This is a genomic window from Streptomyces sp. NPDC054872 (assembly GCF_053610705.1).
In genome coordinates this window covers 1-24,744 of sequence record NZ_JBSGYY010000011.1, presented here as the reverse complement: position 1 = coordinate 24,744, position 24,744 = coordinate 1, and the positions used below count along the sequence as shown (strand labels likewise).

The 24,744-nt window shown below is 70.3% G+C and carries 18 protein-coding genes; 7 read left to right on the top strand and 11 right to left on the bottom strand.

The genetic code is table 11. The features are described from left to right. Window positions 1–12: 12 nt before the first annotated feature. Window positions 13–1,500 (bottom strand): aldehyde dehydrogenase family protein, encoded by a 1,488-nt coding sequence (locus ACWGIH_RS15385; RefSeq protein ID WP_453451972.1) that lies wholly within the window; start codon window positions 1,498–1,500, stop codon window positions 13–15. Window positions 1,501–1,800: 300 nt separating this feature from the next. Between ACWGIH_RS15385 and ACWGIH_RS15380 the strand changes: the two genes are divergently transcribed. Then, entirely contained in the window at window positions 1,801–3,180 is a 1,380-nt protein-coding gene (locus tag ACWGIH_RS15380; RefSeq protein WP_453451973.1) for an MFS transporter, read from the top strand. 65 nt (window positions 3,181–3,245) lie between these two features. Here ACWGIH_RS15380 and ACWGIH_RS15375 read toward each other — a convergent pair whose 3' ends face one another. The 8 genes from ACWGIH_RS15375 to ACWGIH_RS15340 form a co-directional block, all read right to left on the bottom strand. Then, a complete protein-coding gene (locus ACWGIH_RS15375) occupies window positions 3,246–3,992 on the bottom strand; it encodes a ferredoxin reductase (protein ID WP_453451974.1) in 747 nt (248 codons plus the stop codon). Continuing rightward, window positions 3,985–4,596 (bottom strand): sulfite oxidase-like oxidoreductase, encoded by a 612-nt coding sequence (locus tag ACWGIH_RS15370; protein WP_453451988.1) that lies wholly within the window; start codon window positions 4,594–4,596, stop codon window positions 3,985–3,987. The genes ACWGIH_RS15375 and ACWGIH_RS15370 overlap by 8 nt, the downstream gene beginning before the upstream one ends. A gap of 2 nt (window positions 4,597–4,598) precedes the next feature. Continuing rightward, a complete protein-coding gene (locus ACWGIH_RS15365; RefSeq protein ID WP_453451975.1) occupies window positions 4,599–5,987 on the bottom strand; it encodes an amidohydrolase in 1,389 nt (462 codons plus the stop codon). A 73-nt stretch (window positions 5,988–6,060) separates the two neighbouring features. Beyond that, a complete protein-coding gene (locus ACWGIH_RS15360; protein ID WP_453451976.1) occupies window positions 6,061–6,843 on the bottom strand; it encodes a phosphorylase family protein in 783 nt (260 codons plus the stop codon). A 160-nt stretch (window positions 6,844–7,003) separates the two neighbouring features. Next, entirely contained in the window at window positions 7,004–8,611 is a 1,608-nt protein-coding gene (locus tag ACWGIH_RS15355) for an FAD-dependent oxidoreductase (protein ID WP_453451977.1), read from the bottom strand. Between the two features lie 5 nt (window positions 8,612–8,616). Beyond that, window positions 8,617–10,164: a glycerol kinase GlpK gene (gene glpK, locus ACWGIH_RS15350; protein ID WP_453451978.1), complete on the bottom strand. Its 1,548-nt coding sequence runs from the start codon at window positions 10,162–10,164 to the stop codon at window positions 8,617–8,619. A 63-nt stretch (window positions 10,165–10,227) separates the two neighbouring features. Then, complete coding sequence (locus tag ACWGIH_RS15345; RefSeq protein ID WP_453451979.1) at window positions 10,228–11,019, bottom strand: MIP/aquaporin family protein; 792 nt, start codon at window positions 11,017–11,019, stop codon at window positions 10,228–10,230. Between the two features lie 370 nt (window positions 11,020–11,389). Next, window positions 11,390–12,160, bottom strand: coding sequence for an IclR family transcriptional regulator (locus ACWGIH_RS15340; RefSeq protein ID WP_453451980.1), 771 nt, complete (start codon window positions 12,158–12,160; stop codon window positions 11,390–11,392). A 291-nt stretch (window positions 12,161–12,451) separates the two neighbouring features. Here ACWGIH_RS15340 and metH point away from each other — a divergent pair, with 291 nt between their 5' ends. The 4 genes from metH (at window position 12,452) to ACWGIH_RS15320 (ending at window position 20,358) form a co-directional block, all read left to right on the top strand. Beyond that, window positions 12,452–15,970, top strand: coding sequence for a methionine synthase (gene metH, locus ACWGIH_RS15335; RefSeq protein WP_453451981.1), 3,519 nt, complete (start codon window positions 12,452–12,454; stop codon window positions 15,968–15,970). Window positions 15,971–16,068: 98 nt separating this feature from the next. Further along, window positions 16,069–16,770 (top strand): HAD-IA family hydrolase, encoded by a 702-nt coding sequence (locus tag ACWGIH_RS15330; protein WP_453451982.1) that lies wholly within the window; start codon window positions 16,069–16,071, stop codon window positions 16,768–16,770. 321 nt (window positions 16,771–17,091) lie between these two features. After that, a complete protein-coding gene (locus ACWGIH_RS15325; RefSeq protein ID WP_453451983.1) occupies window positions 17,092–18,699 on the top strand; it encodes an ABC transporter substrate-binding protein in 1,608 nt (535 codons plus the stop codon). Window positions 18,700–18,771: 72 nt separating this feature from the next. Then, window positions 18,772–20,358: an ABC transporter substrate-binding protein gene (locus ACWGIH_RS15320; protein ID WP_453451984.1), complete on the top strand. Its 1,587-nt coding sequence runs from the start codon at window positions 18,772–18,774 to the stop codon at window positions 20,356–20,358. Window positions 20,359–20,430: 72 nt separating this feature from the next. Here the strand turns inward: ACWGIH_RS15320 and ACWGIH_RS15315 are convergent, their stop codons facing one another. Then, the gene (locus ACWGIH_RS15315) at window positions 20,431–21,102 is read right to left on the bottom strand and encodes a response regulator (protein WP_135332738.1); all 672 of its coding nucleotides are present in this window, start codon (window positions 21,100–21,102) and stop codon (window positions 20,431–20,433) included. Between the two features lie 14 nt (window positions 21,103–21,116). Continuing rightward, on the bottom strand, window positions 21,117–21,998 hold the full coding sequence (locus ACWGIH_RS15310; RefSeq protein WP_453451985.1) for a RecB family exonuclease: 882 nt from the start codon (window positions 21,996–21,998) through the stop codon (window positions 21,117–21,119). A 128-nt stretch (window positions 21,999–22,126) separates the two neighbouring features. On the opposite strand from ACWGIH_RS15310, the gene ACWGIH_RS15305 reads away from it, so the two are divergent. Both ACWGIH_RS15305 and ACWGIH_RS15300 read left to right on the top strand, forming a co-directional pair. Beyond that, window positions 22,127–23,638, top strand: coding sequence for a site-2 protease family protein (locus ACWGIH_RS15305; RefSeq protein ID WP_453451986.1), 1,512 nt, complete (start codon window positions 22,127–22,129; stop codon window positions 23,636–23,638). 49 nt (window positions 23,639–23,687) lie between these two features. Then, window positions 23,688–24,599 carry a tRNA (adenine-N1)-methyltransferase gene (locus tag ACWGIH_RS15300; RefSeq protein ID WP_453451987.1) on the top strand — a complete coding sequence of 304 codons (912 nt, stop codon included), beginning with the start codon at window positions 23,688–23,690 and terminating at the stop codon, window positions 24,597–24,599. The last annotated feature ends 145 nt before the right edge of the window (window positions 24,600–24,744 follow it).

Here is a 24,744-nt window from a genome sequence, read left to right as displayed (position 1 = left end):
GAGGTACGGGGTTCAGTTGGCCCAGGGGAGAGGCGCGTCGGAGAGGCCCCAGTACAGGGACTTCTGGCGCTGGTAGGCGCGAATGCCGTCGCGGCCCTTCTCGCGGCCGAGACCGCTCTCCTTCATGCCGCCGAAGGGCGTGGCGATGCTGAACTGCTTGTAGGTGTTGATCCAGACCGTGCCCGCGTCGACCCGGCGCGCGATCCGCCAGGCCGCGCGGTGGTCGCGGGTCCAGATGCCGCAGGCGAGGCCGTAGACGCTGGAGTTGGCCTGCCGCACGAGATCGTCCTCGTCGTCGAAGGGCAGCGCGACCAGGACGGGCCCGAAGATCTCCTCCTGGCAGGTGCGCGAGGAAGGGAGGAGACCGTCCAGGACGGTGGGCAGGTAGTACGCCCCGTCCCGGTACTCCGCACCCTCCGGCGCGCCCCCGCCGCACAGCACCCGTGCGCCTTCCTCGCGGGCGAGATCGACGTACGAGGCGACGGCGTCCCGGTGCTTGTGGTGCACGAGGGGCGCGACCTGCGTGTCGGGGGAGGTGCCGGGCCCGACGCGCAACTTCCCTGCTCGCGCGACCAGTTCGCCGACGAACTCCTCGTAGAGAGCGCGGGCGACGAAGAGTCGGGAGCCCGCGATGCAGGACTGCCCGCTGGAGGAGAAGATCCCGAACAGCACGCCGGCCAGCGCCTGTTCCACGTCGGCGTCGGCGAGGACGACCGTCGGCGACTTGCCGCCCAGTTCGAGCGAGACCGGCATCAGCTTCTCGGCCGCCGCGTGGGCGAGCGTCCGGCCCGTGCCCGTGCCGCCGGTGAAGGTGACCTTGCCGACGCGGGGATCGCGGACGATCGCGTCCCCGACGACGCTGCCGCGGCCGGTGAGGACGGAGAGCAGACCGGCCGGGAGGCCGAATTCCGCCAGGGCGCCGCTGATCAGGCGGCCGAGCGCGAGCGAGACGAGGGGGGTCCACTCGGCGGGCTTGAGCAGGACCGCGTTGCCGCCGGCGAGCGCCGGGGCGAGCTTCTGGGCGTCGCTGGCGACCGGGGAGTTCCAGGGGTTGATCGCGCCGACGACGCCGATCGGCTCGTACACGCTCATCGTCACGTAGTCGCCGCGCGAGGGGGTGACGGCCTCCTCGGCGGTCTCCAGGGCGGCGGCCGTGTAACGGAAGGTGGCCGCCGCGCTCGCCACCAGGGCGCGGGTCTCCGTGAGCGCCTTGCCGGTGTCGGCGGTCTGCAGGGCCGCGAGGTCGTCCGCGGCTGCCTCGATCAGCTCGGCGACGCGGTGCAGGAGCAGGGCGCGCCGATGGGGCAGCAGGTCACGCCAGCGCGGGTCGGCGGCGGCCTTCGCCGCCGCCTCGGCCGCTTCGGCGACCTCGTCGGGGGAGACGGCGTGGACGGTGGCGAGCACGCGGCCCGTCGCGGGGTCGACGGTGTCGGCCGGGGCGCCCGCGCCGCGTCGCCACTCGCCCGCGATGAGGGCCTCGTCGGCTGGGATGCGGGGCATGGGGCCTCCTTGCGTGCGGTGTCCGGGGGTGAACCGCCGCGTGTCTCAGGCGAGTTCCGGATGCTCTTCGGTAAGCGCTAGAAATCTAAGGGCTTAAATATCTGAAGCGCAAGACCTGTCCGTCGACGGTCTTCGTGGATTTCCCCTGCGGAGACTCTTGACGGGCTCCGGTGCCGGGACGGTACAACTTAAGCGCTTAGAAACTTTGCGCTTACTCGCTTCTTGGCTTGAGTTTCCCCAGACTCCGTGGCCGTCGCGTTCCTCCCCTCGTCCCCGCCCCCTCAGCAGCGGAGTGCCCGCATGACGATCGACGCCTCCCCGGACCCATCGGTCCGGGCCGCCATAGCCGCCCGCTTCGAACGGCTACCCCTGTGCCGCTGGCACGTCACCGTCCGGCTCATCGTGGGCGCGGTCACCTTCTTCGAGGCCTTCGACCAGCTCCTGATCGCCTACGCCCTGCCGGAACTGCGCCACGAGTGGGACCTCAGCACGTCCGCCGCGACACTGCTGCTCACCGTCGGCTCGATCGGCATGCTGATCGGGGCGCTGCTCTCCGGGCGTCTCGCGGACCGCATCGGCCGCGTGAAGGTCATCGCCCTGTGCATCGCGCTGTCCAGCGTCGCCAACCTGGCCCTGTCCGTGTCCACCTCGCCCGACGCCTTCATGGCCCTGCGGTTCGTCCAGGGCCTGGCGATCGGGGGCGAGGTGCCGGTGGCGGCGACCTTCATCGCCGAGATCACCCGCAGCCACCAGCGCGGCCGGTTCGTCCTCCTCTACGAGCTGGTGTTCCCGGCGGGCCTGACCGTGGGCGCGCTGGTCGCGGCCTGGGTGGTGCCGATGCTCGGCTGGCGCTGGATGTACGCCATCGCCGCGCTGCCCGGCCTGCTCTGCATCCTCGTGCAGCGGAAGGTCCCCGAGTCTCCGCGGTGGCTCGCGGACCACGGGAAGCTCGCCGAGGCGGACGCGGTGATGTCCGGCATCGAGGCCGACGTCGAGCGGATCACGAAGAAACCCTTGCCGCCCGTTCCCGAGGCACTTCCCGTCGCGGCCCCCGGCGAGGCGGCCTCCGGTCTCCGCGGTTTGTTCACCGGCCGCTACCGCCGCCGGACACTGATCATCGGCGTGCTCTGGTTCACCGGCTACTTCGTCAACTACGGCATCACGTCCTGGCTCCCGACGATCTACCAGAACCGCTACGACCTGACCCTCTCCGACGCGCTCCTCTACTCGACGGTCACGTCCTGCGCGGGACTCCTCGGATGCCTGGTGGCCGCGCTCACGGTCGACCGGGTGGGGCGCAGGAAGGTCATCGCCGGCTGTCTGGGCGGGGCGGCGGTGATGCTGGTGACGCTCGCGGCCGTCGGCGCGGACACGCCGGTGCAGGTCCTGGTGTGGACCTCGCTCGCCGCGGTGTTCTTCTTCGGCTCCAACATCTGCCTGTACCTCTACACGCCGGAGCTCTTCCCGACGCGGATGCGGGCGCTCGGCAGCAGTGTCGGCGGGGCGATGAACCGGCTCGGGGTGATCCTCGGCCCGATCGTGGTGGGAGTCGTCTACGCGGGCGGCAACGTGTCCACGGTGTTCGTGATGCTGGGGGCCGTGGCGCTGGTGGGGTGTGTGGTGGCGGCGGTCGGGGCCGAGGAGACTGCCGGGCGGAGGCTGGAGGAGGTCTCGCCGTAGGAAGGTCCATGGAACACCGGACGGGCTGACGAGTCAGCCCGTCCGGTGTTCGAGGACATCTCGCCTTACCCGAACCGCTCGATCCGGATGCGGTCAACCGGCTGGCCACCGGCCACCAGCAGCCGCGACGCATGCTCGGCGAAGCCGTTCGACCCGCAGATGTACGCCTCCCAGCCGCCCTCGGGCTGACCGGGGCCGAGGAACGGGGCCAGGTGCTCGGCGCGAAGCCGGCCCTCCGCCCGCGTCAGCACCACCGTGGTCTCATCGCCGTACTCGTCTGCGTAGATCAAATCCTCGCGCGTCCGCGCAGAGACCAGAAGCCGCAACGGCACCGGCCGCCCCGCCCCCCGCCAGTGCCGCAGCATCGACATCAGCGGGACCACACCGGAGCCCGCCCCGAGCAGCAGCGCGGGGCGGTCCCCGGGCCACGCGAAGAACCCCGAGAGCGGCCCCCGCACCTCCACCACGTCACCGACGCGGGCGACCGTGTGCAGATGGCCCGACACCTCGCCGCCCGGCACGTGGTCCAGGGTCAGCTCGATCTCGCCGCCCTCCTCGGGAGGGGAGGCGATCGAGTAGTGGCGCTGGGCCACATATCCGTCCGGGGCGGTCAAGCGCAGCATCAGATGCTGGCCCGGCAGATGCCCCTGCCAGTGGGGCACCTTCAGACGGAAGCTGGACACCGTACCCGCCGCGTTCTCGCGCCGGACGTCCACCACCACGGCCCGCTGCCACTGCGCTGCCGTGCTCTCGCTCACCGCGATCCGCCCCGGCACGGCGAACCGCGTCGGGGGAACGAAGGTCTCAGTCACCGGCGTACCGCTCCTCCCGCCAGGGATTCCCCCGGTGGTGATAGCCGTTCTGCTCCCAGAAACCGGGCTCCTCGTGGTCCAGGAGCCGCAGCCCCGCGACCCACTTCACGCTCTTCCAGAAGTACAGGTGGGGGACGATCAGCCGCGCCGGGCCGCCGTGCTCGGGAGGCAGCGGGCCGTCCCCGTACTCCCACACGATCCACGCCTTGCCGTCCGTCACATCGGCCAGCGGAAGGTTCGTGGTGTACCCCGTGTGCGACCACGCGACGACATGCGTGGCCTCCGGGCGAGGCCCCGCGGTGGCCAGGAACGCGTCCAGGCTCACCCCGCCGAAGCGCACCCCGAACTTGGACCAACTGGTCACACAGTGGATGTCACCGCGGTACTCGGACGCGGGCAGCGCGTGCGCCGCGTCCCACGTCCAGGTGCGCGGGGCGGTGACGAGGCCGTCCACGCGGAACGTCCAGTCCGCGGGCGAGAGCTCGGGCGTCACCTCGGCGGACAGGACGGGCCAGCCGTCGGCCGCGTCGTACTGCCCGGGGGGCAGCCGCGGGTCGCGGTCGGCGGCGCGGGCGCGGCCGGTGAAACCGCGGGTGGGTTCGATGGTCATACGGTGCTTGCCACTTCGGAGGTGCTCGTCGTGCCGGCGGGACCGGGTGCCGCGGAGTCCGCCGCGTCCCGCAGCGCGCGCAGGGCGCGCTGCTCGTCCACTGTCACCAGCGTACGGTCCCGCATCAGAACCCGGCCGTCGACCACCGTGTCCCGCACGTCACCGGACGTGGCGGCATAGGCCAGCATCGACCACGGGTCGTGCCGCGGGGTGAGGTGCGGCCGGGAGAGGTCCAGGACGATCAGGTCGGCGCGCTTGCCCGCCTCCAGGGAGCCCAGCTGGTCGCCGAGGCCGAGCGCCCGCGCCGACTCAACGGTCGCCATCCGCACGGCCTGCTCGGCGCCGACCGCCGTCGGGTCGCCGCCCGCCTTGTGCACGAGAGCGGCCATCTTCACCGCGCCGAGGACGTCCAGCGTGTTGGAACTCACCGCGCCGTCCGTGCCGAGACCCACCGTGACGCCCGCGTCGAGCAGGTCGGGTACGCGCGCGATGCCGCAGCCCAGCTTCAGGTTCGACACCGGGCAGTGCGCGACGGCCGTGCCCGTGCGGGCGAGCGTCGCGATCTCCGCGTCCGTGAGGTCGACCGCGTGCGCGAGCAGCGTGTCCGGGCCGAGCAGGCCCAGCGAGTCGAGCAGCTCCACGGGACGCATGCCGTGCTGCTCGGCGACCATCTCCACCTCGCCCGCGTTCTCGGCGGCATGGAGGTGCAGCAGGGCGCCGTGCTCGCGGGCGAGCGCGCCGATCGCCGTCAGCTGCTCGGGGACCAGGGTGTACGCGGAGTGCGCGAAGACCACCGGGCGGGTGCCCGGCGCCGGGGTGCGGGCGGCCAGGTCGGCCGCTGCCCAGCCGAGCCGGTCGGCGTAGGGGCGGCCGTCCGGCGGGCCCGGCACGTCCATGAACGTGGGGCCGGTCAGCAGGCGCCACCCTGCCTCGCGGGCGGCGGCCTCGGCGGCCTCGTGGAACCAGTACATGTCGAGCGCGGCGGTGACCCCGCCGCGCACGGATTCCGCGATCGCGCCCCGGATGCCCGCCGTCACCGTCTCCGGCGAGAGCCGCTCCGCCTCGGCCGGGATGACGCGGGCCAGGAAGCCCTGGAGGGTGACGTCGTCGGCGATGCCCCGGAACAGGGTCATCGCGAGGTGGGTGTGCGTGTTGATCAGGCCCGGCATGACGAGACAGCCGCGGGCGTCCAGCTCTTCGGCGGCCTCGTGGGTGGCGCGCAGCCGATCGGCGGGGCCGACCTCGATGATGCGGCCGTCGCGCACGGCGACGGCGCCGTCCCGCACGACGGTGCCCGACGCGTCGACGGTGAGGACGTCGCCCCCGTGGACCAGGAGATCGATGGATCCGCCCCGGTCCTGGGCCGGCAGGTCAGTGGGGTGCATCGGTTCCGTTCTCCACGAGGTCGTACAGAGGTCGTACAGGTGACTGCTCAGTGCTCGGTGTCAGTGCTCCGTGTCAGTGTTCCGTGGCGGCAAGGAGACGAAGCGCGTCCAAGGCTATCCGTGCGCCCCGGTCGACTCCCTCGGCCACCACGTCTCGGTGCGGGTCGTAGCCGCTCGTCGAGAAAGGCGTCTCCGCGTCGACGAGTTCGTCGGCGTTGGCACCGTCGATCACGAGCGCGCCACCCGCGACGAGGCCGTGCGTGGACGCGAAGACGTACAGCGCCGAGAGCTCCATCTCGATGGCCGCGATCCCGGCGGCCGCGTACGCCTCACCGGGCAGCGGCAGGAAGCCCGGCTGGAACGCGGCCCGCGTCCACACCACGCCACGGTGGTACGGGGCGTCGGCCACGCGGGCCGCCCGCTGAAGCGCGATGACGGCCTCCGGGGCCGCGAACGCCGGGTACTCGGCGGGGATCAGCTGCTGGGTCACGCCGTCGTCGCGCACCGCCGCGTCCGCGATGACCAGGTCGCCGTCGCGGATGCCGGGGCGGATCGCGCCGGCCGTGCCGAGCCGCAGGATCGTGCTGACGCCCGCGTCCGCCAGCTCCTGGAAGAGGAGCAGCGCGCCGGGGGCGCCGACGCCGTGCGACGCGACGACGACCTCGGTGCCCTGCCAACTGCCGGTGAAGGTGCGGTACTCGCGGTGGTACGACACCTCCTTCGCGTCCTGGAGGAGGTCCGCGACGGCGGTGGCGCGCGCCGGGTCGCCGACGACGACCGCACGGGTGGGCAGGCCGGTGCGGGGCACGCGGGTGATGGGCAGCGCGTCGGTGGGCGTACGGGCGTCGGTCGTCATCAGGGTGCTCCTAGGGCCGCTCGCGGCGGCGCCTGCCGTGGCGCGCCGGGCCCCGGAGACGGTAGCCGACGGCGGGGCGCGAGGAGCACGCCGCCCGGCACACGCCGGAGGGCGGCTCCCCGCGGGGAACCGCCCTCCGTCAACTCTCTTCCCGATGCGGCTACTTGCCGTCGAGCACGTCCTGGACCTTGGCGCGCACGTCGTCCGTGGCGAGGCCGCGGATCGTCAGCGTCGTACGGCGGCGCAGGACGTCGTCCGCCGTCTCGGCCCACTCGTGGTCACGGGCGTAGACGACCTGGGCCCAGATCTCCGGGGCGTCCGGCGAGACACGCTCGGCGAGCTCCGGGTTCTCGTTCGCCAGGCGGGCGATGTCGAAGGAGAGCGAGCCGTAGTGCGTCGCCAGGTGCTTGGCGGTGTCGGCCGCCATGCGCGGGCCGGGCGCCGGGCCGTCGACCAGGAGCCGGTGCGCGACCGCGCGCGGATTGGCGATGCCGGGCAGCGGAAGGCGCTTCTGCAGCTGCGAGATCGGCTCGTAGTCGTCGCCGAGCGGGTGGCCGGGCAGCGACTCCAGCTTCTTCATGACCGTACGGCCGATGTGGCGGAAGGTCGTCCACTTGCCGCCCGCGACGGAGAGCATGCCGCGCGCGCCCTCGGTGACGACGGTCTCGCGCTTGGCCTTCGACGTGTCGCCGGGGCCGCCGGGCAGGACGCGCAGACCCGCGAAGGAGTACGTGATCAGGTCACGGGACAGCTGCTGGTCGCGGATGGAGAACGCGGCCTCGTCCAGGATCTGCGCGGTGTCGGCCTCGGTGACGCTCACGTCGGCCGGGTCGCCCTCGAACTCCTCGTCCGTCGTGCCGAGGAGGAGCATGTCCTCCCACGGCAGGGCGAAGGTGATGCGGTACTTGTCGATCGGCGTGGCCAGCGCGGCCTTCCAGGGGGCGGTGCGCTTGAGGACCAGGTGCGCGCCCTTGGAGAGGCGGATGGAGGGCGCCGCGTCGGGGTTCTCCATCTTGCGCAGGTGGTCGACCCACGGTCCGGTCGCGTTGAGCACGAGCCGCGCGTTGACGCCGAACTCGGCGCCGTCCATGCGGTCCTTGAGCTCCGCGCCCGTGACCCGTCCCTGGGTGAAGCGCAGGCCGGTGACCTCGGCGTGGTTGAGGACGGCGGCGCCGGCCTCGACGGCCGCGCGGACCGTCATCAGGGCCATGCGGGAGTCGTTCATCTGGTCGTCGCCGTAGACGGCGACGGCCTTGAGGTTGTCCGTGCGCAGCTCCGGCACGTCCTGCGCGGCCTTCGAGGGGCTGAGCAGGTGGCCGACGCCGTCGCCGAAGGCGGAGAGCGCGCTGTACGCGAACACGCCCGCGCCCAGCTTGGCGGCGCCGTGCGGGCCGCCCTTGTAGACGGGCAGGTAGAAGGTGAGCGGGTTCGCCAGGTGGGGGGCCACCTGGCGGGACACCGCGCGACGCTCGAAGTGGTTCTCCGCGACCAGCTTCACCGCGCCGGTCTGCAGGTAGCGCAGACCGCCGTGGAGGAGCTTGGAGGAGGCGGAGGAGGTGGCGCCGGCGAAGTCACCGGCGTCCACCAGGGCCACCCGCAGTCCCGACTGCGCGGCATGCCAGGCGGTGGAGATGCCCAGGATCCCGCCGCCGATCACCAGGAGGTCGTACGTCGCCTTGGAAAGCTGCTCCCGGGTCTCGGCGCGGCTCGGGTGGGAACCGGCAGCCGGATGCGTCCCGAGGGCAGGGACGCTCTGCAGGGTGGTCATTGTGATTACTCCTCGCCACTTTCGTCGAGCCAGCCCATGGAACGCTCTACGGCCTTGAGCCAGCTCTTGTACTCACGGGCGCGGGTGTCCGCGTCCATGCGGGGGGTCCATTCCGCCGCGCGGCGCCAGTTGGCGCGCAGCTCGTCGGTGCCGGACCAGAAGCCGACGGCGAGACCGGCGGCGTAGGCGGCGCCGAGGCAGGTCGTCTCGGCCACCATCGGGCGCACCACCGGCGCGTCGAGGAAGTTCGAGAGCGTCTGCATCAGCAGGTTGTTGGAGGTCATGCCGCCGTCGACCTTGAGGGCCGTGAGCTCGACGCCGGAGTCCTTCGTCATGGCGTCGGTGATCTCACGGGTCTGCCAGGCCGTGGCCTCCAGGACGGCGCGCGCGATGTGCGCCTTGGTGACGTACCGGGTGAGGCCGGCGATCACACCGCGGGCGTCGGAGCGCCAGTACGGGGCGAAGAGGCCGGAGAAGGCCGGTACGAAGTAGGCGCCGCCGTTGTCCTCGACCGACGACGCGAGCGTCTCGATCTCGGCGGCGGAGTTGATGAGGCCCATCTGGTCGCGCATCCACTGCACCAGCGAACCGGTGACGGCGATGGAACCCTCGAGGGCGTAGACCGGCTTCTGGTCGCCGATCTGGTAGCCGACGGTGGTCAGCAGGCCCGAGTAGGAGTTGATGGCCGACTCACCGGTGTTCATCAGCATGAAGGTGCCGGTGCCGTACGTGGACTTGGCCTCGCCCTTGGCGAAACAGGTCTGTCCGAAGAGGGCCGCCTGCTGGTCGCCGAGCGCGGAGGCGACGGGGATGCCGGGCAGGACGTCGCCGAGCTTGCCGCCGGTGACCTCGCCGTAGACCTCGGCGGAGGAGCGGATCTCGGGGAGCATCGCCATCGGGACGCCGATGGACTCGGCGATCTTCTCGTCCCACTTCATGGTGTGCAGGTTCATCAGCATGGTGCGCGACGCGTTGGTGACGTCGGTGACGTGCTTGCCGCCGTTGACACCGCCCGTCAGGTTCCAGATGACCCAGGAGTCCATGGTGCCGAAGAGGATGTCGCCCGCCTCGGCGCGCTCGCGCAGGCCCTCGACGTTGTCGAGCAGCCAGCGGGCCTTCGGCCCCGCGAAGTAGCTGGCCAGCGGCAGGCCCGTCTCGCGGCGGAAGCGGTCCTGGCCGACGTTGCGGCCGAGCTCCTTGCACAGGGCGTCGGTACGGGTGTCCTGCCAGACGATGGCGTTGTGCACCGGCTCGCCGGTGTTCTTGTCCCAGAGCAGCGTGGTCTCACGCTGGTTGGTGATGCCGATCGCCTTGATGTCCTCGTGGGTGATGCCCGCCTTGGAGATGGCGCTCGCCACGACTTCCTGGACGTTGGTCCAGATCTCGGTGGCGTCGTGCTCGACCCAGCCCGGCTTCGGGAAGATCTGCTCGTGCTCCTTCTGGTCGACCGAGACGATCCGGCCGTCCTTGTCGAAGACGATGCAGCGGCTGGAGGTGGTGCCCTGGTCGATGGCCGCGATGAAGGGGCCAGCGGTGTGTGCGTCGGTGGTCACGGTGTGCTCCTGAATTCTTGCTCGGCGGTCTGTCTCAGGCGGTCATCGGCTGCTGTCGCGGTTCTACTTGAACGCGATGTTGTAGATACCGCCCGCGATGGCGCCGCCGATCAGCGGGCCGACGATCGGCACCCATGCGTACGTCCAGTCCGAGCCGCCCTTGTTGGGCAGCGGGAGCAGGGAGTGCACGATGCGCGGACCCAGGTCACGGACCGGGTTGATCGCGTAGCCGGTGGGGCCACCGAGCGACAGACCGATGCCGACGACGACGAGCGCGGTGATCAGCGCACCGAGGACGCCGATGCCGTTGCCGTTGTCGTTCAGGCCCTGGGTGAGGATCGCCAGGACCAGCACGACGGTCGCGATGACCTCGGTCAGCACGTTCTGCGCGTAGTTGCGGATCTCGGGGCCGGTCGAGAAGACGCCGAGCACCGGACCGGCCTTGGGCGCGGCCTTCTGGTCGACGAGGCCCTCGTCCACCGGCTGCGCGGCGAGGATCGCCGGGTCGGTGAGGTGCGCCTTGAACTGACCCAGGTACGTGAGCCAGACCAGGATCGCGCCGATGATCGCGCCGAGCAGCTGCGAGCCCAGGTAGAGCGGAACGTCGCTCCACTTGGTGCCGCCCTCGATGGCGAGACCGACGGTGACCGCCGGGTTGAGGTGGGCGCCTGACACGCCACCCGCCAGGTAGGCGCCGGTGAGCACCGCGAAGCCCCACCCGAAGGTGATCGCGAGCCAGCCGGCGTCCTTGGCCTTGGAGGCCTTGAGCGTGACGGCGGCGCAGACGCCACCGCCGAGCAGGATGAGTATGGCGGTACCGATGGTCTCGCCGATGAAGATGTCGGAGCTGGACACCCGCGACTCCTTTGTCCTTCGTCCAGGGGAAGGCGAACCCCGGGTCCCTCCGGTGGTCCGCGACCTCAGGTGAGGTCGTTGCCGGCCCTTGGCCTTGTCACACTCTAGCGCGTAATGCCGGTAGGTGTTCGACAATGCCGACCGATGGACGCGAGTCTCACCCCGCCGTTACTTGCCCGTCAAGAGTTCTGTTATTGAAAACACGATCGTTATTGATCGTTTCGGGTTATCGGTGCTGACAGGGGTCGCCACCGGGTGAAACGTCGTTCAACGATGTTCGCGCAGAAGAATGCCCCCTGCATGTTGAGCAGGGGGCTCGGGCGGGCGCGGGCGTGCGGAAAACGGGGGCGGGACGCTCGGCGGGCGGGGCCTAGAAGCGGCCGGCGCCCAGATCCCGCGACACGGCGCGGGCGCAGTCCCGTACGGCCGCGATCAGGTCGGGGCGCAGCTCCCCGTCCTTCTGGACCCGCTCCACCGCACCGGTGATGCCCACCGCGCCGACCGGCATGCGGCGCCGGTCGTGAATGGGGGCGGCCACGGAGGCGATGCCCTCCCAGGTCTCCTCGACGTCGGCGGCGTACCCGCGCGCGCGGGTCAGGTCGAGGGCGCCCTCGAAGGCCTCGGTGTCCACGACGGTGCGCGTGGTGAAGGTCTGCCGATCGGCCTCGGCCTCGGCCGCCTCGCTGTGCGCCACCGGGTCGTAGGCGGCGAGCACCTTGCCCAGGGCCGTCGAGTGCAGCGGCTGCATCGCGCCGACCTCCAGGACCTGGCGGCTGTCGTCGGGCCGGAAGACGTGGTGCACGATCAGGACGCCCTGCTGGTGCAGGACGCCGAGGTAGACGCTCTCGCCGCTGGACCGGGCCAGGTCGTCGGTCCACACCAGGGCGCGGGCCCGCAGCTCGTGCACGTCGAGGTAGCTGTTGCCCAGGCGCAGGAGTTCGGCGCCGAGCTGATAGCGGCCCGATGTCGACTCCTGCTCGACGAAACCCTCCGCCTGGAGCGTGCGCAGAATGCCGTGGGCCGTGCCCTTGGCCAGGTCAAGGGCGGACGCGATCTCCGAGAGGCCGAGCCGTCGCTCTCCGCCCGCGAGCAGCCGCAGCATCGCGGCCGCCCGCTCGAGCGACTGGATGTTCCGTGCCATCGCAGCCCCTTCCTCCGTCCCCTCTGACTCCAACGTTCGACAATGCTGAACACTATCGGTCGATGCCGACCTCCCGCGACAGAGCGGCAGGCTGTGTTTCAAGCCGTGTTCCCGCAGGATTCTCGCGGTTCCCCGCCGTGCGCCGCGCCACACCCCCGAGAAGGGCGGACCCGCCGGGCGTCCGCCTCGTGAACACTCGCACGCCGTGGACCTTCGTCCCGTTACCCTGACCGAGTGCGTCTTCCTCCGAAGCGCAAAGCCGACAGCCGTCGCACCTCAGGGAGCTCTTTCATGGCCTCGTTGCCGACCCCCTCGTCCGGTTCCTCGAACGGAACCCGGGCCGATGCCCTCCGCGAAGCCCTCGCCACCCGCGTGGTGGTGGCCGACGGCGCGATGGGCACGATGCTCCAGGCACAGGACCCCACCCTCGACGACTTCCAGCAGCTCGAGGGCTGTAACGAGATCTTGAACGTGACCCGCCCGGACATCGTCCGCTCGGTCCACGAGGAGTACTTCGCGGTCGGCGTCGACTGCGTCGAGACGAACACGTTCGGCACGAACTTCGCGGCTCTGAGCGAGTACGACATCCCCGAGCGGAACTTCGAGCTCTCCGAGGCCGGCGCGCGCATCGCCCGCGAGGTCGCCGACGAGTTCACCGCATCGACGGGGCAGCAGCGCTGGGTCCTCGGCTCGATGGGTCCCGGCACCAAGCTGCCGACCCTGGGCCACGCCCCGTACACGGTGCTGCGTGACGCCTACCAGACCAACGCCGAAGGCATGATCGCGGGCGGCGCCGACGCGCTCCTGGTGGAGACCACCCAGGACCTCCTGCAGACCAAGTCCGCGATCCTGGGCGCCCGCCGCGCCCTTGAGGCCACCGGCGCGAACCTCCCGCTCATCTGTTCGGTCACCGTCGAGACCACCGGCACGATGCTGCTCGGTTCGGAGATCGGGGCCGCGCTGACCGCCCTGGAGCCGCTGGGCATCGACATGATCGGCCTGAACTGCGCCACGGGCCCGGCGGAGATGAGCGAGCACCTGCGCTATCTCGCCCGCCACTCGCGCGTCCCGATCTCCTGCATGCCCAACGCGGGCCTGCCGGTCCTGGGCAAGGACGGCGCCCACTACCCGCTGACCGCGGCGGAGCTCGCCGACGCCCAGGAGAACTTCGTACGCGAGTACGGCCTCTCACTGGTCGGCGGCTGCTGCGGCACGACCCCCGAGCACCTGCGCCAGGTCGTCGAGCGCGTGCGCGGGGTGGAGACGGTCCGCCGTGAGCCGCGCCCCGAGCCGGGCGCCGCCTCGCTCTACCAGACCGTGCCCTTCCGCCAGGACACCGCGTACATGGCGATCGGCGAGCGCACCAACGCCAACGGCTCGAAGAAGTTCCGTGAGGCCATGCTGGAGGGCCGCTGGGACGACTGCGTGGAGATGGCACGCGACCAGATCCGTGAGGGCGCCCACATGCTCGACCTCTGCGTCGACTACGTGGGCCGCGACGGCGTCGCGGACATGGCCGAGCTCGCCGGCCGCTTCGCGACCGCCTCCACCCTGCCCATCGTCCTGGACTCCACCGAACTGCCCGTGATCCAGGCCGGGTTGGAGAAGCTGGGCGGCCGCGCTGTCATCAACTCCGTGAACTACGAGGACGGGGACGGCCCCGAGTCCCGGTTCGCCAAGGTCACCGCCCTGGCCAAGGAGCACGGGGCGGCGCTGATCGCGCTGACCATCGACGAGGAGGGCCAGGCCCGCACCGTCGAGCACAAGGTCGCCATCGCCGAGCGCCTGATCGACGACCTGACCGGCAACTGGGGCATCCACGAGGCGGACATCCTCATCGACTGCCTGACCTTCACCATCTGCACCGGTCAGGAGGAGTCCCGCAAGGACGGCATCGCCACCATCGAGGCGATCCGCGAGCTCAAGCGCCGTCACCCGGACGTGCAGACCACCCTGGGCCTCTCGAACATCTCCTTCGGCCTCAACCCGGCCGCCCGCGTCGTGCTCAACTCCGTCTTCCTGGACGAGTGCGTCAAGGCGGGCCTGGACTCGGCGATCGTGCACGCCTCCAAGATCCTGCCCATCGCGCGCCTCGACGACGAGCAGGTCAAGGCCGCCCATGACCTGATCTACGACCGCCGCGAAGAGGGCTACGACCCCCTGCAGAAGCTCATGGAGCTCTTCGAGGGTGTCAACATGAAGTCGATGAAGGAGGGCAAGGCCGAGGAACTTCTCGCCCTGCCGCTCGACGAGCGCCTCCAGCGCCGCATCATCGACGGTGAGAAGAAGGGCCTGGAGGCCGACCTCGACGAGGCCCTGCAGACCCGCCCGGCGCTCGACATCGTCAACGACACCCTCCTGGAGGGCATGAAGGTCGTCGGCGAGCTCTTCGGCTCCGGCCAGATGCAGCTGCCCTTCGTGCTCCAGTCCGCCGAGGTCATGAAGACCGCCGTCGCCCACCTCGAACCGCACATGGAGAAGTCGGACTCCGAGGGCAAGGGCACGATCGTCCTGGCCACCGTCCGCGGCGACGTCCACGACATCGGCAAGAACCTCGTCGACATCATCCTGTCCAACAACGGCTACAACGTGGTCAACCTCGGCATCAAGCAGCCGGTCGCCGCGATCCTGGACGCCGCGGCCGAGCACCGCGCGGACGTCATCGGCATGTCGGGCCTCCTGGTGAAGTCGACCGTGATCATGAAGGAGAACCTGGAGGAGCTCAACCAGCGCAAGATGGCCGCGGACTTCCCGGTGATCCTCGGTGGTGCCGCGCTCACCCGTGCGTACGTCGAGCAGGACCTGCACGAGATCTACGAGGGCGAGGTCCGCTACGCCCGCGACGCGTTCGAGGGCCTGCGCCTGATGGACGCCCTCATCGCGGTCAAGCGCGGTGTCCCCGGCGCCACGCTGCCCGAGCTGAAGCAGCGCCGCGTGCCGAAGAAGGACACCCCCGTCCTGGAGACCACCGAGGACGAGGGCCCCGCCCGTTCGGACGTCTCCGTCGACAACCCCGTCCCGACCCCGCCGTTCTGGGGCACCCGCGTCGTCAAGGGCATCCAGCTCAAGGAGTACGCGTCCTGGCTGGACGAGGGCGCCCTGTTCAAGGGCCAGTGGGGCCTCAAGGAGGCCCGCAAGGGTGACGGGCCCTCGTACGAGGAGCTCGTCGAGACCGAGGGCCGGCCCCGGCTGCGCGGCTGGCTGGACGAGCTGCACACCAAGAACATGCTGGAGGCGGCCGTCGTGCACGGCTACTTCCCCTGCGTCTCCAAGGGCGACGACCTGATCATCCTGGACGACCAGGGCAATGAGCGCACCCGCTTCTCCTTCCCGCGCCAGCGCCGCGGCCGGCGCCTGTGCCTGGCGGACTTCTTCCGCCCGGAGGAATCGGGCGAGACCGACGTGGTCGGCCTGCAGGTCGTCACCGTCGGCTCGAAGATCGGCGAGGCCACCGCCGAGCTGTTCGCCTCCGACTCCTACCGCGACTACCTCGAACTCCACGGCCTGTCCGTGCAGTTGGCCGAGGCGCTCGCCGAGTACTGGCACGCGCGTGTGCGCGCCGAGCTCGGCTTCGGCGGCGAGGACCCCGCCGCCGTCGAGGACATGTTCGACCTCAAGTACCGCGGCGCGCGCTTCTCGCTCGGCTACGGCGCCTGCCCGAACCTGGAGGACCGCGCCAAGATCGCCGAGCTCCTGGAGCCGGAGCGGATCGGCGTGGAGCTGTCCGAGGAGTTCCAGCTCCACCCGGAGCAGTCCACGGACGCGATCGTCATCCACCACCCCGAGGCGAAATACTTCAACGCGCGCTGAGCGGTCCCGTCGTACACTGGTCGGTCCAGTGCAGGCCGGTTGCCCTCCCGTCACCAGGGGGCAGCCGGCCTTCTCGTCCCTCATGGAGGTGTATCCGGATGACCAGTACGGTTCCCGCGCTCGGTACCCGAACGGCCGAAGGCTCCGCCCTGCAGGCTGTGCTCCTCGACATGGACGGAACTCTCGTGGACACCGAGGGGTTCTGGTGGGACGCGGAGGTGGAGGTCTTCGCCGCACTCGGACACACGCTCGACGAGGCCTGGCGTGACGTCGTCGTCGGCGGCCCCATGACGCGCAGTGCCGGATTCCTCATCGCCTCCACCGGCGCCGACATCACCGTCCCCGAGCTGACCGTGCTGCTCAACGACGGCTTCGAGGACCGCATCGGCCGTACGCTGCCGCTGATGCCGGGAGCCGCCAGACTCCTCGCCGAACTCGCCGCGCACGAGGTGCCGATGGCACTGGTCTCCGCGTCGCACCGGCGCATCATCGACCGCGTGCTCGAGTCGATCGGGGCCCACCACTTCACGCTCACCGTCGCGGGCGACGAGGTGACCCGGACCAAGCCGCACCCGGACCCGTACCTCCTCGCGGCGGCGGGGGTTGGGGCGGAACCGGCCAGATGTGCCGTCATCGAGGACACCGCGACCGGCGTGGCGGCGGCCGAGGCCGCGGGCTGCCGCGTGGTGGCCGTACCGTCGGTGGCGCCCATCGCACCGGCATCGGGCAGGACCGTCGTCCCGTCCCTCGAACACGTCGACCTGCCTTTCCTGCAGGGATTGATGGCCGGAAAGTGCTGAACAGTTGAAGATGTGACCTTTCCCACTCCGTGGACGGTCGACAGCTGGTCAGAGCTGTGCCGGGTCTCCGATTTGGGCGAGTTGTCGAGTGGCGTTGTGTCCCGATTGAGGGGAACCTCACGAAACCTTCCCGTGTTGGGTTATCGGTGTGTCCGCGCCCGGTTTCGCTGCGTGATTGAGGGTCAACTCCGGTCCCTTCCAGCCCTCCTGGCGGTGCGGACTAATGTCATCGCGAGAACATCGCCCTGCCCCCACGGACCGGCTGACCCCACCCCTCGTTGTCGGTCCGGACGGGACCAACAGCTCTGGAGAACGTCGAGCATGAACCGTAAGACTTTGGTGCTGCCGGCCGTCATAGGTCTGCTCGCTCCCGCGCTCGCGGCCTGCGGAGGGGCGGGCGACGGCGGGGGAGACGACGCGATCGCCGTCGGCACCACGGACCGGTTCTCCACCTCACCCGAGATCCCGGCCCCCTTCGATCCCGCGTACGCCTACGACGCGGGATCCTGGAACGTCGTGCGCCAGACGGTCCAGACCCTGATGGCCGCTCCGCGCGGCGGCGGAGACCCCGAGCCCGACGCCGCCGAGAAGTGCGGTTTCACCGACACCGGCAACGAGCGCTACGAGTGCACGCTGCGCAAGGGCCTGAAGTTCGCCGACGGCAAGCCGCTGACCGCCACCGATGTGAAGTTCTCCATCGAGCGGGTACGGGACATCAAGATCAAGGACCCCAGCGGCTCCGCCGGCATGGTGTCCAACGTCGACGCGATCGAGACCGAGGGCGACCGCGGTGTCGTCTTCCACCTCAAGAGCCCCGACGCGACGTTCCCGTACAAGCTGGCCACGCCCATCGCGGGCATCATCAGCTCGGACCACTACGCCAAGAACAAGCTGCGCGACGGCTTCGACCTGGACGGCTCCGGCCCCTACACCGCCAAGCAGGAGGTCGAGGGCAACGAGCTCGTCAAGACGGTGTTCTCCAAGAACCCCAACTACAAGGGTGTGTTGAAGCCCAAGAGCGACAAGATCGAGATGCGCACCTACGCGTCAACCGACGCCATGGGCAAGGCGCTCAAGAGCGGCGACATCGACATGATGACGCGCACCATGTCGCCCGAGCAGATCAAGCAGCTCGACGCGGACCCGGGCAACGACATCGAGCTGGTCGAGACGCCCGGCCTGGAGATCCGCTACCTCGGCTTCAACACGGACGCCACCACCGTCAAGTCCAAGGCGGTCCGCCAGGCGATGGCGCAGGTCGTCGACCGCGGGGCCCTCGCCTCCGGCGTGTACGGCGATGCCGCCGAGCCGCTCTACTCCCTGGTGCCCGCCACGATCACCGGCCACACCAACTCGTTCTTCAACCAGTACGGCAACCCGAGCCCGTCCAAGGCCCGCGCCCTGCTGCAGAAGGCCGACATCAGCACGCCGGTGAAGCTCACCCTGCACTACACGACGGACCACTACGGCCCGGGCACCAAGAAGGAGTTCGAGGTCCTTCGCAAGCAGCTCAACGAGAGCGGCCTGTTCGACGTGTCGATCAAGGGCACGGCCTGGAACACCTTCCGCCCCGCCGAGCAGAAGGGCGCGTACGACGTCTACGGGATGGGCTGGTTCCCGGACTTCCCCGACGCCGACAACTTCCTCACGCCGTTCCTCGACAAGGACAACATCCTCGGCTCGCCGTACGTGAACAGCACCATCAACGACGAGCTGCTGCCGCACTCGCGCCGTGAGGCGGACCGGCTCACCGCCTCCAAGAGCATCAAGAAGATCCAGGACATCGTCGCCGAGGACGTGCCGGTGCTTCCGCTCTGGCAGGGCAAGCAGTACATCGCCGCCCGGGACGACATCACGGGCGTCGAGTGGGCCCTCAACTCGTCCTCGAACCTGCAGCTGTGGGAGCTCGGCCGCGGTGTGAGCGGCTGACCTCCGCGCACACCGGCACACAGGACCGCCGGGCTTCGCTCCACCGAATGACATCAACGACAAGGCACGTTCGTGAATTTGCGTAACCAGTGGCTGGCCCTTCCCCTCTCGGGCGGGCTGGCCGCGGCTCTGCTGACCGGCTGCGGCACGGAAACGGGTGGAGCGGGGGAGGACGGCGAATCCGTGGTGATGGGGATGTCGGACGACGTCCTGGCCACCGACCCGGCGTCCGGCTACGACCCCGGCTCGTGGCTCCTGTTCAACAACGTCTTCCAGTCCCTGATGAGCTTCCCGAACGGGGCCACGGAGCCGGAGCCCGAGGCCGCCAAGGAGTGCGGCTTCACCGACACGGAGACCAGAGTCTTTGCATGCACGCTGCGTGACGGGCTGAAGTTCAGCAACGGCAACGCGCTGACCTCGAAGGACGTCAAGTTCTCCTTCGACCGCATGATGAAGATCAACGACGACGACGGCCCCGCGATCATGTTCCCGATGCTTGACCGCGTCGAGACCCCGAACGCCAAGAAGGTCGTCTTCAAGCTCAAGTACGCCGACGCGACCTTCCCCAGCAAGATCGCGTCCGGCGCCGGTTCCATCGTCGACCACGCGTCGTACGACATGAACGCGCTGCGCGGCGGTGACGAGGCCACGGGCTCGGGTCCGTACAAGCTCGACTCCTTCGACAAGAACCAGGCGGTCTTCTCGGTCAACCCCGACTACAAGGGCACCGCCAAGGTCAAGAACAAGGGCGTCACCCTCAAGTTCTTCCACGACGACCAGAAGGGCCTGAAGAAGGCGCTCCTGGACGACAAGGTCGACATCGCGTACCGCGGCCTGGCCGCGTCCGACATCGCGGACATCGAGGCCGACACCTCCGACGCGAGCCAGAACATCGACGTCGTCGAGGGCACCAGCGCCGAGGTGCAGCACCTGGTCTTCAACATGAAGGACCCGGTCGTCGGCAAGCTGGGCGTGCGCAAGGCCATGGCGTACCTGCTCGACCGCGACGCCCTGGTCAAGGACGTCTACCGGGACACGGCGACGCCGCTGTACTCGATCGTCCCGGCCGGGATCGGCGGTCACAACACCGCCTTCTTCGACACCTACGGCGCCCGCCCGCAGCGCTCCAAGGCCGCGGCGGCCCTGCGCGCGGAGGGCGTGAGCGGCAAGGTCAAGCTCACGCTCTGGTCCACGCCCTCGCGCTACGGCCCCTCGACCGACCAGGAGCTCAAGGCGATCGCCAAGCAGCTCAACGCGAGCGGTCTCTTCGACGCCGACGTGAAGTCGATCGAATTCGGCCAGTACGAGCGGGACATCAAGTCCGGCAAGTACGGCGTGTACGTCAAGGGCTGGGTGCCGGACTACCCGGACCCGGACAACTTCACGCAGCCGTTCTTCGGCAAGGGCAACGTCCTGGCCAATGGCTACGAGAACAGCGACATCACCCGGAAGATCATCCCCGGCACCGCCGCCGAGGCCGACCGCACCAAGACCGACGAGGACTACGCCGAGCTCCAGCAGACCGTCGCCGACGAGCTGCCGATCCTGCCGGTCTGGCAGGCCAAGCAGTACGCGGTCATCCGTGACGACGTGTACGGCGTGGAGTCCTGCCTCGACGCGTCGACGGTGTTCCGCTTCTGGGAACTCAGCAAGGCCTGATCCCCCGGACACACAAGAAGGCGGCCGCCCCCGACAGGGGCGGCCGCCTTCCTTCGTCCCGCTGTGCCGCGGTCACTGGGCGCCGGGGCGCACCAGACCGCTCTCGTACGCGTACACGGCGGCCTGCACCCGGTCACGGAGGCCGAGCTTCGTGAGCACGTGACCCACATGCGTCTTGACCGTCGTCTCGCTCACGAACAGATCCGCCGCGATCTCCGCGTTCGACAGGCCGCGCGCCACCAGCTTGAGGACCTCGACCTCCCGCTCGGTGAGCGTGTGCAAGGTGTCCGGCACCGGCTCGTCGCCCGACGGGAGATGACCGGCGTACTTGTCGAGGAGCCTGCGGGTGATGCTCGGCGCGAGCATCGCCTCACCCGACGCGACCACGCGGATCGCCTGCACCAGCTCGTTCGCCGGGGCGTCCTTGAGCAGGAAGCCGCTGGCACCCGCGCGCAGCGCCTCCACCACGTACTCGTCGAGGTCGAAGGTGGTCAGGACCAGGACCTTCGCAGGACCGTCCCGGCCGGGACCGGTGATCTGCCGGGTCGCCTCGACCCCGTCCATCCGCGGCATACGGATGTCCATCAGCACCACATCGGGCTGCAGCGCCCGCACCTGGTCGAGAGCCTGCAGGCCGTCCCCGGCCTCGCCGACGACCGCGACGTCCTGCTCGGCCTCCAGAATCATCCGGAATCCCGTGCGCAGCAGTGGCTGGTCGTCGACCAGTAGGACACGGATCGCCACGTAACTCTCCTTCGCTAGCCCGGGGCCATTCTGCCCTGCGCGTCCTCTTCGGACTCGGGCACCCTCACCGCAAGGGGGTACGGCGGGGGAGTCCCGCCGAATTCCGGACATACGGCCTGGTGGTCGCACCAGCCGCAGAGCTTCGTGGGCCTCGGCCGCCAGTCACCCGTCTCGGTGGCGAGCGTGATCGCCTCCCACAGCGCGTGCAGCTTCCGCTCGACCTGTTCGAGGTCCTCGATCCTGGGGTCGTACGTGATGACGTCGCCGCTGCCCAGATAGACGAGCTGGAGGCGGCGCGGGACCACGCCCTTCAGCCGCCACACCACCAGGGCGTAGAACTTCATCTGGAAGAGGGCGCCCTCCGCATACTCGGGGCGGGGGGCCTTGCCCGTCTTGTAGTCGACGATCCGCACCTCGCCGGTGGGCGCCACGTCCACCCGGTCGATGATGCCGCGCAGCTTCAGGCCCGACTCCAGCTCCGCCTGCACGAACAGCTCACGCTCGGCGGGCTCCAGACGGGTGGGGTCCTCCAGGGTGAACCAGCGCTCGACGAGCTTCTCCGCGTCCGCCAGCCAGCGCGCGAGCCGCTCGCCCTGTTCGTCGCCCGCGAACAGCTCCGTCAGCTCCGGCTTGGCCTCGCGCAGACGGTCCCACTGGCCCGGGATCAGCGACTTGGCGCTCGTCGCCGTCCGCTCGCCCGCGGGAGAGTCGAAGAGCCGCTCCAGGACGGCGTGCACCAGCGTGCCGCGGGTCGCCGCCTCGCTCGGCTTCTCCGGCAGCTTGTCGATGACCCGGAACCGGTAGAGCAGCGGACACTGCATGAAGTCACTGGCGCGCGAGGGCGACAGGGACGCCGGACGCACGGCCGTCACGACACCGTCGGTGCTTCTTTCCATAGGGACAGACCCTACGACCCGCCACTGACAACGGCCGCATACCATCGACGACAGACCCTCTCGCCCTGCATGATCGTGCGTGTACCGCGCCGGGCAGGGGCGAGGGACGCTTCGAACGAGGGGACATCGTGGACGAGAGCGGCGGGAGCGGCAGGCCGCGATCCGACGGCACGGACGGCCGGCGGCCGGGCGCCGCGGAAGACCCCGGCCACCCGGAGTCGCCACGTCCGGTCGACACGGCCGCGGGCACCGCCGGGGACGACGGCACCGAGGACACCGCCCGGGACCGGACGGGCGAGGCGACGACCCCGCAGGCGACCGAACCCGCGGAAGCGCCGCGCCCCGCGGCCGAACCCGCGCGACCCGCCGACCGCCTCACCAAGACCCCGCACGACACGCCCGGGAAGACCCCGCACGACACGCACCCCGAGTTCGCGCACGCCACCCACGGCCCCGCCCCGAAGCCCACCCCGCCCCAGAACAAGAAGGGCCCCGGGGGAGGGCTCCTGATGGGACGCCCCTTCGGCGTGCCCGTGTACGTGGCGCCGAGCTGGTTCCTCGTCGCCGCCCTCATCACCTGGGTCTTCGGCGGCCAACTCGACCGCGTCCTGCCCGAACTCGGCGCCGCCCGCTACCTGGTCTCGCTCTTCTTCGCCGTCGCCTTCTACGCCTCCGTGCTCGTCCACGAACTGGCGCACACCGTCGTCGCCCTGCGCTACAAGCTGCCGGTGCGCCGCATCCAGCTGCAGTTCTTCGGCGGCGTCTCGGAGATCGAGAAGGAGTCCGAGACCCCCGGACGCGAGTTCGTCCTCGCGTTCGTGGGCCCGCTGCTCTCCCTCGTCCTCTCGGGCGTCTTCTACGGGGCCATGCGCCTCGTGGAGCCCGGCACCGTCCCCGGCGTCCTGCTCGCCGGGCTGATGATCTCGAACCTCATCGTCGCCGCCTTCAACCTCCTGCCGGGCCTGCCCCTGGACGGTGGCCGCATGCTCCGCGCCGTCGTCTGGAAGATCACCGGCAAGCCCATGAGCGGCACCATCGCCGCGGCCTGGGTCGGCCGCGCGCTCGCCATCTCCGTCCTGATCGGCCTGCCCCTGCTCAACCAGTCCGGCGCGCTCGGCGGCGAGTCCCAGGACATCGGCGGCATGGACACCGTCACCGACGCCCTGCTCGCCGCGATCCTCGCCGCGATCATCTGGACGGGCGCCGGGAACAGCCTGCGCATGGCCCGCCTGCGCGAACACCTCCCCGAGCTCCGCGCCCGCGCCCTGACCCGGCGCGCCGTCCCCGTCGAGTCCGGCACCCCGCTCTCCGAGGCCCTGCGCCGCGCCAACGACTCCGGTGCCCGCGCCCTCGTCGTGGTCGACGCCGACGGCGACCCCATGTCGGTCGTCCGCGAGGCGGCCATCGTCGGCGTGCCCGAGCACCGCCGCCCCTGGGTCACCGTCAGCGGCCTCGCCCAGGACATCACCGAAGGCATGCGGATCTCCGCCGAACTGGCCGGCGAGGAGCTCCTCGACACCCTCCGGGCGACGCCCGCCACCGAGTACCTCGTGGTCGAGGCCTCCGGCGAGATCTACGGAGTGCTGTCCGCCGCCGACGTGGAGCGCGCCTTCGTCAAGGCCATGGCCCGCCCCAGCTGACGCCGCCACCCTGGTCCTCGGCCCCCGAACGGGCCGGTAGGCTGTTCACATGTCCGAACCGACCGGTGCCGCCCGCCGACGCGGGCCCTTCAAGGTCGGGGACCAGGTTCAGCTGACCGACCCCAAGGGCCGCCACTACACGTTCACGCTCGAGGCCGGGAAGAACTTCCACACCCACAAGGGTTCCTTCCCCCACGACGAGCTGATCGGTGCTCCCGAGGGCAGCGTTGTCCGCACCACGGGAAACGTCGCCTACCTCGCGCTGCGCCCCCTGCTCCCCGACTATGTCCTGTCCATGCCCCGCGGCGCCGCCGTGGTCTACCCCAAGGACGCGGGGCAGATCCTGGCCTTCGCCGACATCTTCCCCGGCGCCCGCGTCGTCGAGGCGGGTGTGGGCTCCGGCTCGCTCAGCAGCTTCCTCCTGCGCGCCATCGGCGACGAGGGGATGCTGCACTCGTACGAGCGCCGCGAGGACTTCGCCGAGATCGCCCAGCAGAACGTGGAGCGCTACTTCGGCGCCCCGCACCCCGCCTGGCAGCTCACCGTCGGCGACCTCCAGGACAACCTGAGCGACACCGACGTCGACCGCGTCATCCTCGACATGCTCGCCCCCTGGGAGTGCCTGGACGTCGTCTCCAAGGCGCTCGTCCCCGGCGGCATCCTCTGCTGCTACGTGGCGACCACCACCCAGCTCGCACGGACCGTCGAGTCCATCCGCGAGATCGGCGGCTTCAACGAGCCGACCGCCTGGGAATCGATGATCCGCAACTGGCACGTCGAGGGCCTGGCCGTCCGCCCCGATCACCGCATGATCGGCCACACCGGCTTCCTGCTCACCGCCCGCCGTCTCGCGGACGGCGTCGAGCCGCCCATGCGCCGCCGCCGTCCCTCCAAGGGCGCCTACGGCGACGACTACACCGGCCCGAACGCTGGTGGCGGCACACCCCGCGCGGAAGACTGAGGGCCCCGGCACCGCCGGAACCCGCGTACAACCGCTGAACGCACAGGCGCCGCCGCCGAGTTCCCCCGAAGACCGGGGAAAAACGGGGCCGCCCGCATTCCTTACCGAATCGACCCACCCCCGAGTTACGCCCCACAGTGTAGTT

Coding starts and splice junctions, on each gene's coding strand:
- ACWGIH_RS15385 (WP_453451972.1), bottom strand. CDS start 1,500: ATGCCCCGCATCCCAGCCGACGAGGCCCTCATCGCGGGCGAGTGGCGA.
- ACWGIH_RS15380 (WP_453451973.1), top strand. CDS start 1,801: ATGACGATCGACGCCTCCCCGGACCCATCGGTCCGGGCCGCCATAGCC.
- ACWGIH_RS15365 (WP_453451975.1), bottom strand. CDS start 5,987: ATGCACCCCACTGACCTGCCGGCCCAGGACCGGGGCGGATCCATCGAT.
- ACWGIH_RS15360 (WP_453451976.1), bottom strand. CDS start 6,843: ATGACGACCGACGCCCGTACGCCCACCGACGCGCTGCCCATCACCCGC.
- ACWGIH_RS15355 (WP_453451977.1), bottom strand. CDS start 8,611: ATGACCACCCTGCAGAGCGTCCCTGCCCTCGGGACGCATCCGGCTGCC.
- ACWGIH_RS15340 (WP_453451980.1), bottom strand. CDS start 12,160: ATGGCACGGAACATCCAGTCGCTCGAGCGGGCGGCCGCGATGCTGCGG.
- metH (WP_453451981.1), top strand. CDS start 12,452: ATGGCCTCGTTGCCGACCCCCTCGTCCGGTTCCTCGAACGGAACCCGG.
- ACWGIH_RS15330 (WP_453451982.1), top strand. CDS start 16,069: ATGACCAGTACGGTTCCCGCGCTCGGTACCCGAACGGCCGAAGGCTCC.
- ACWGIH_RS15325 (WP_453451983.1), top strand. CDS start 17,092: ATGAACCGTAAGACTTTGGTGCTGCCGGCCGTCATAGGTCTGCTCGCT.
- ACWGIH_RS15310 (WP_453451985.1), bottom strand. CDS start 21,998: ATGGAAAGAAGCACCGACGGTGTCGTGACGGCCGTGCGTCCGGCGTCC.
- ACWGIH_RS15300 (WP_453451987.1), top strand. CDS start 23,688: ATGTCCGAACCGACCGGTGCCGCCCGCCGACGCGGGCCCTTCAAGGTC.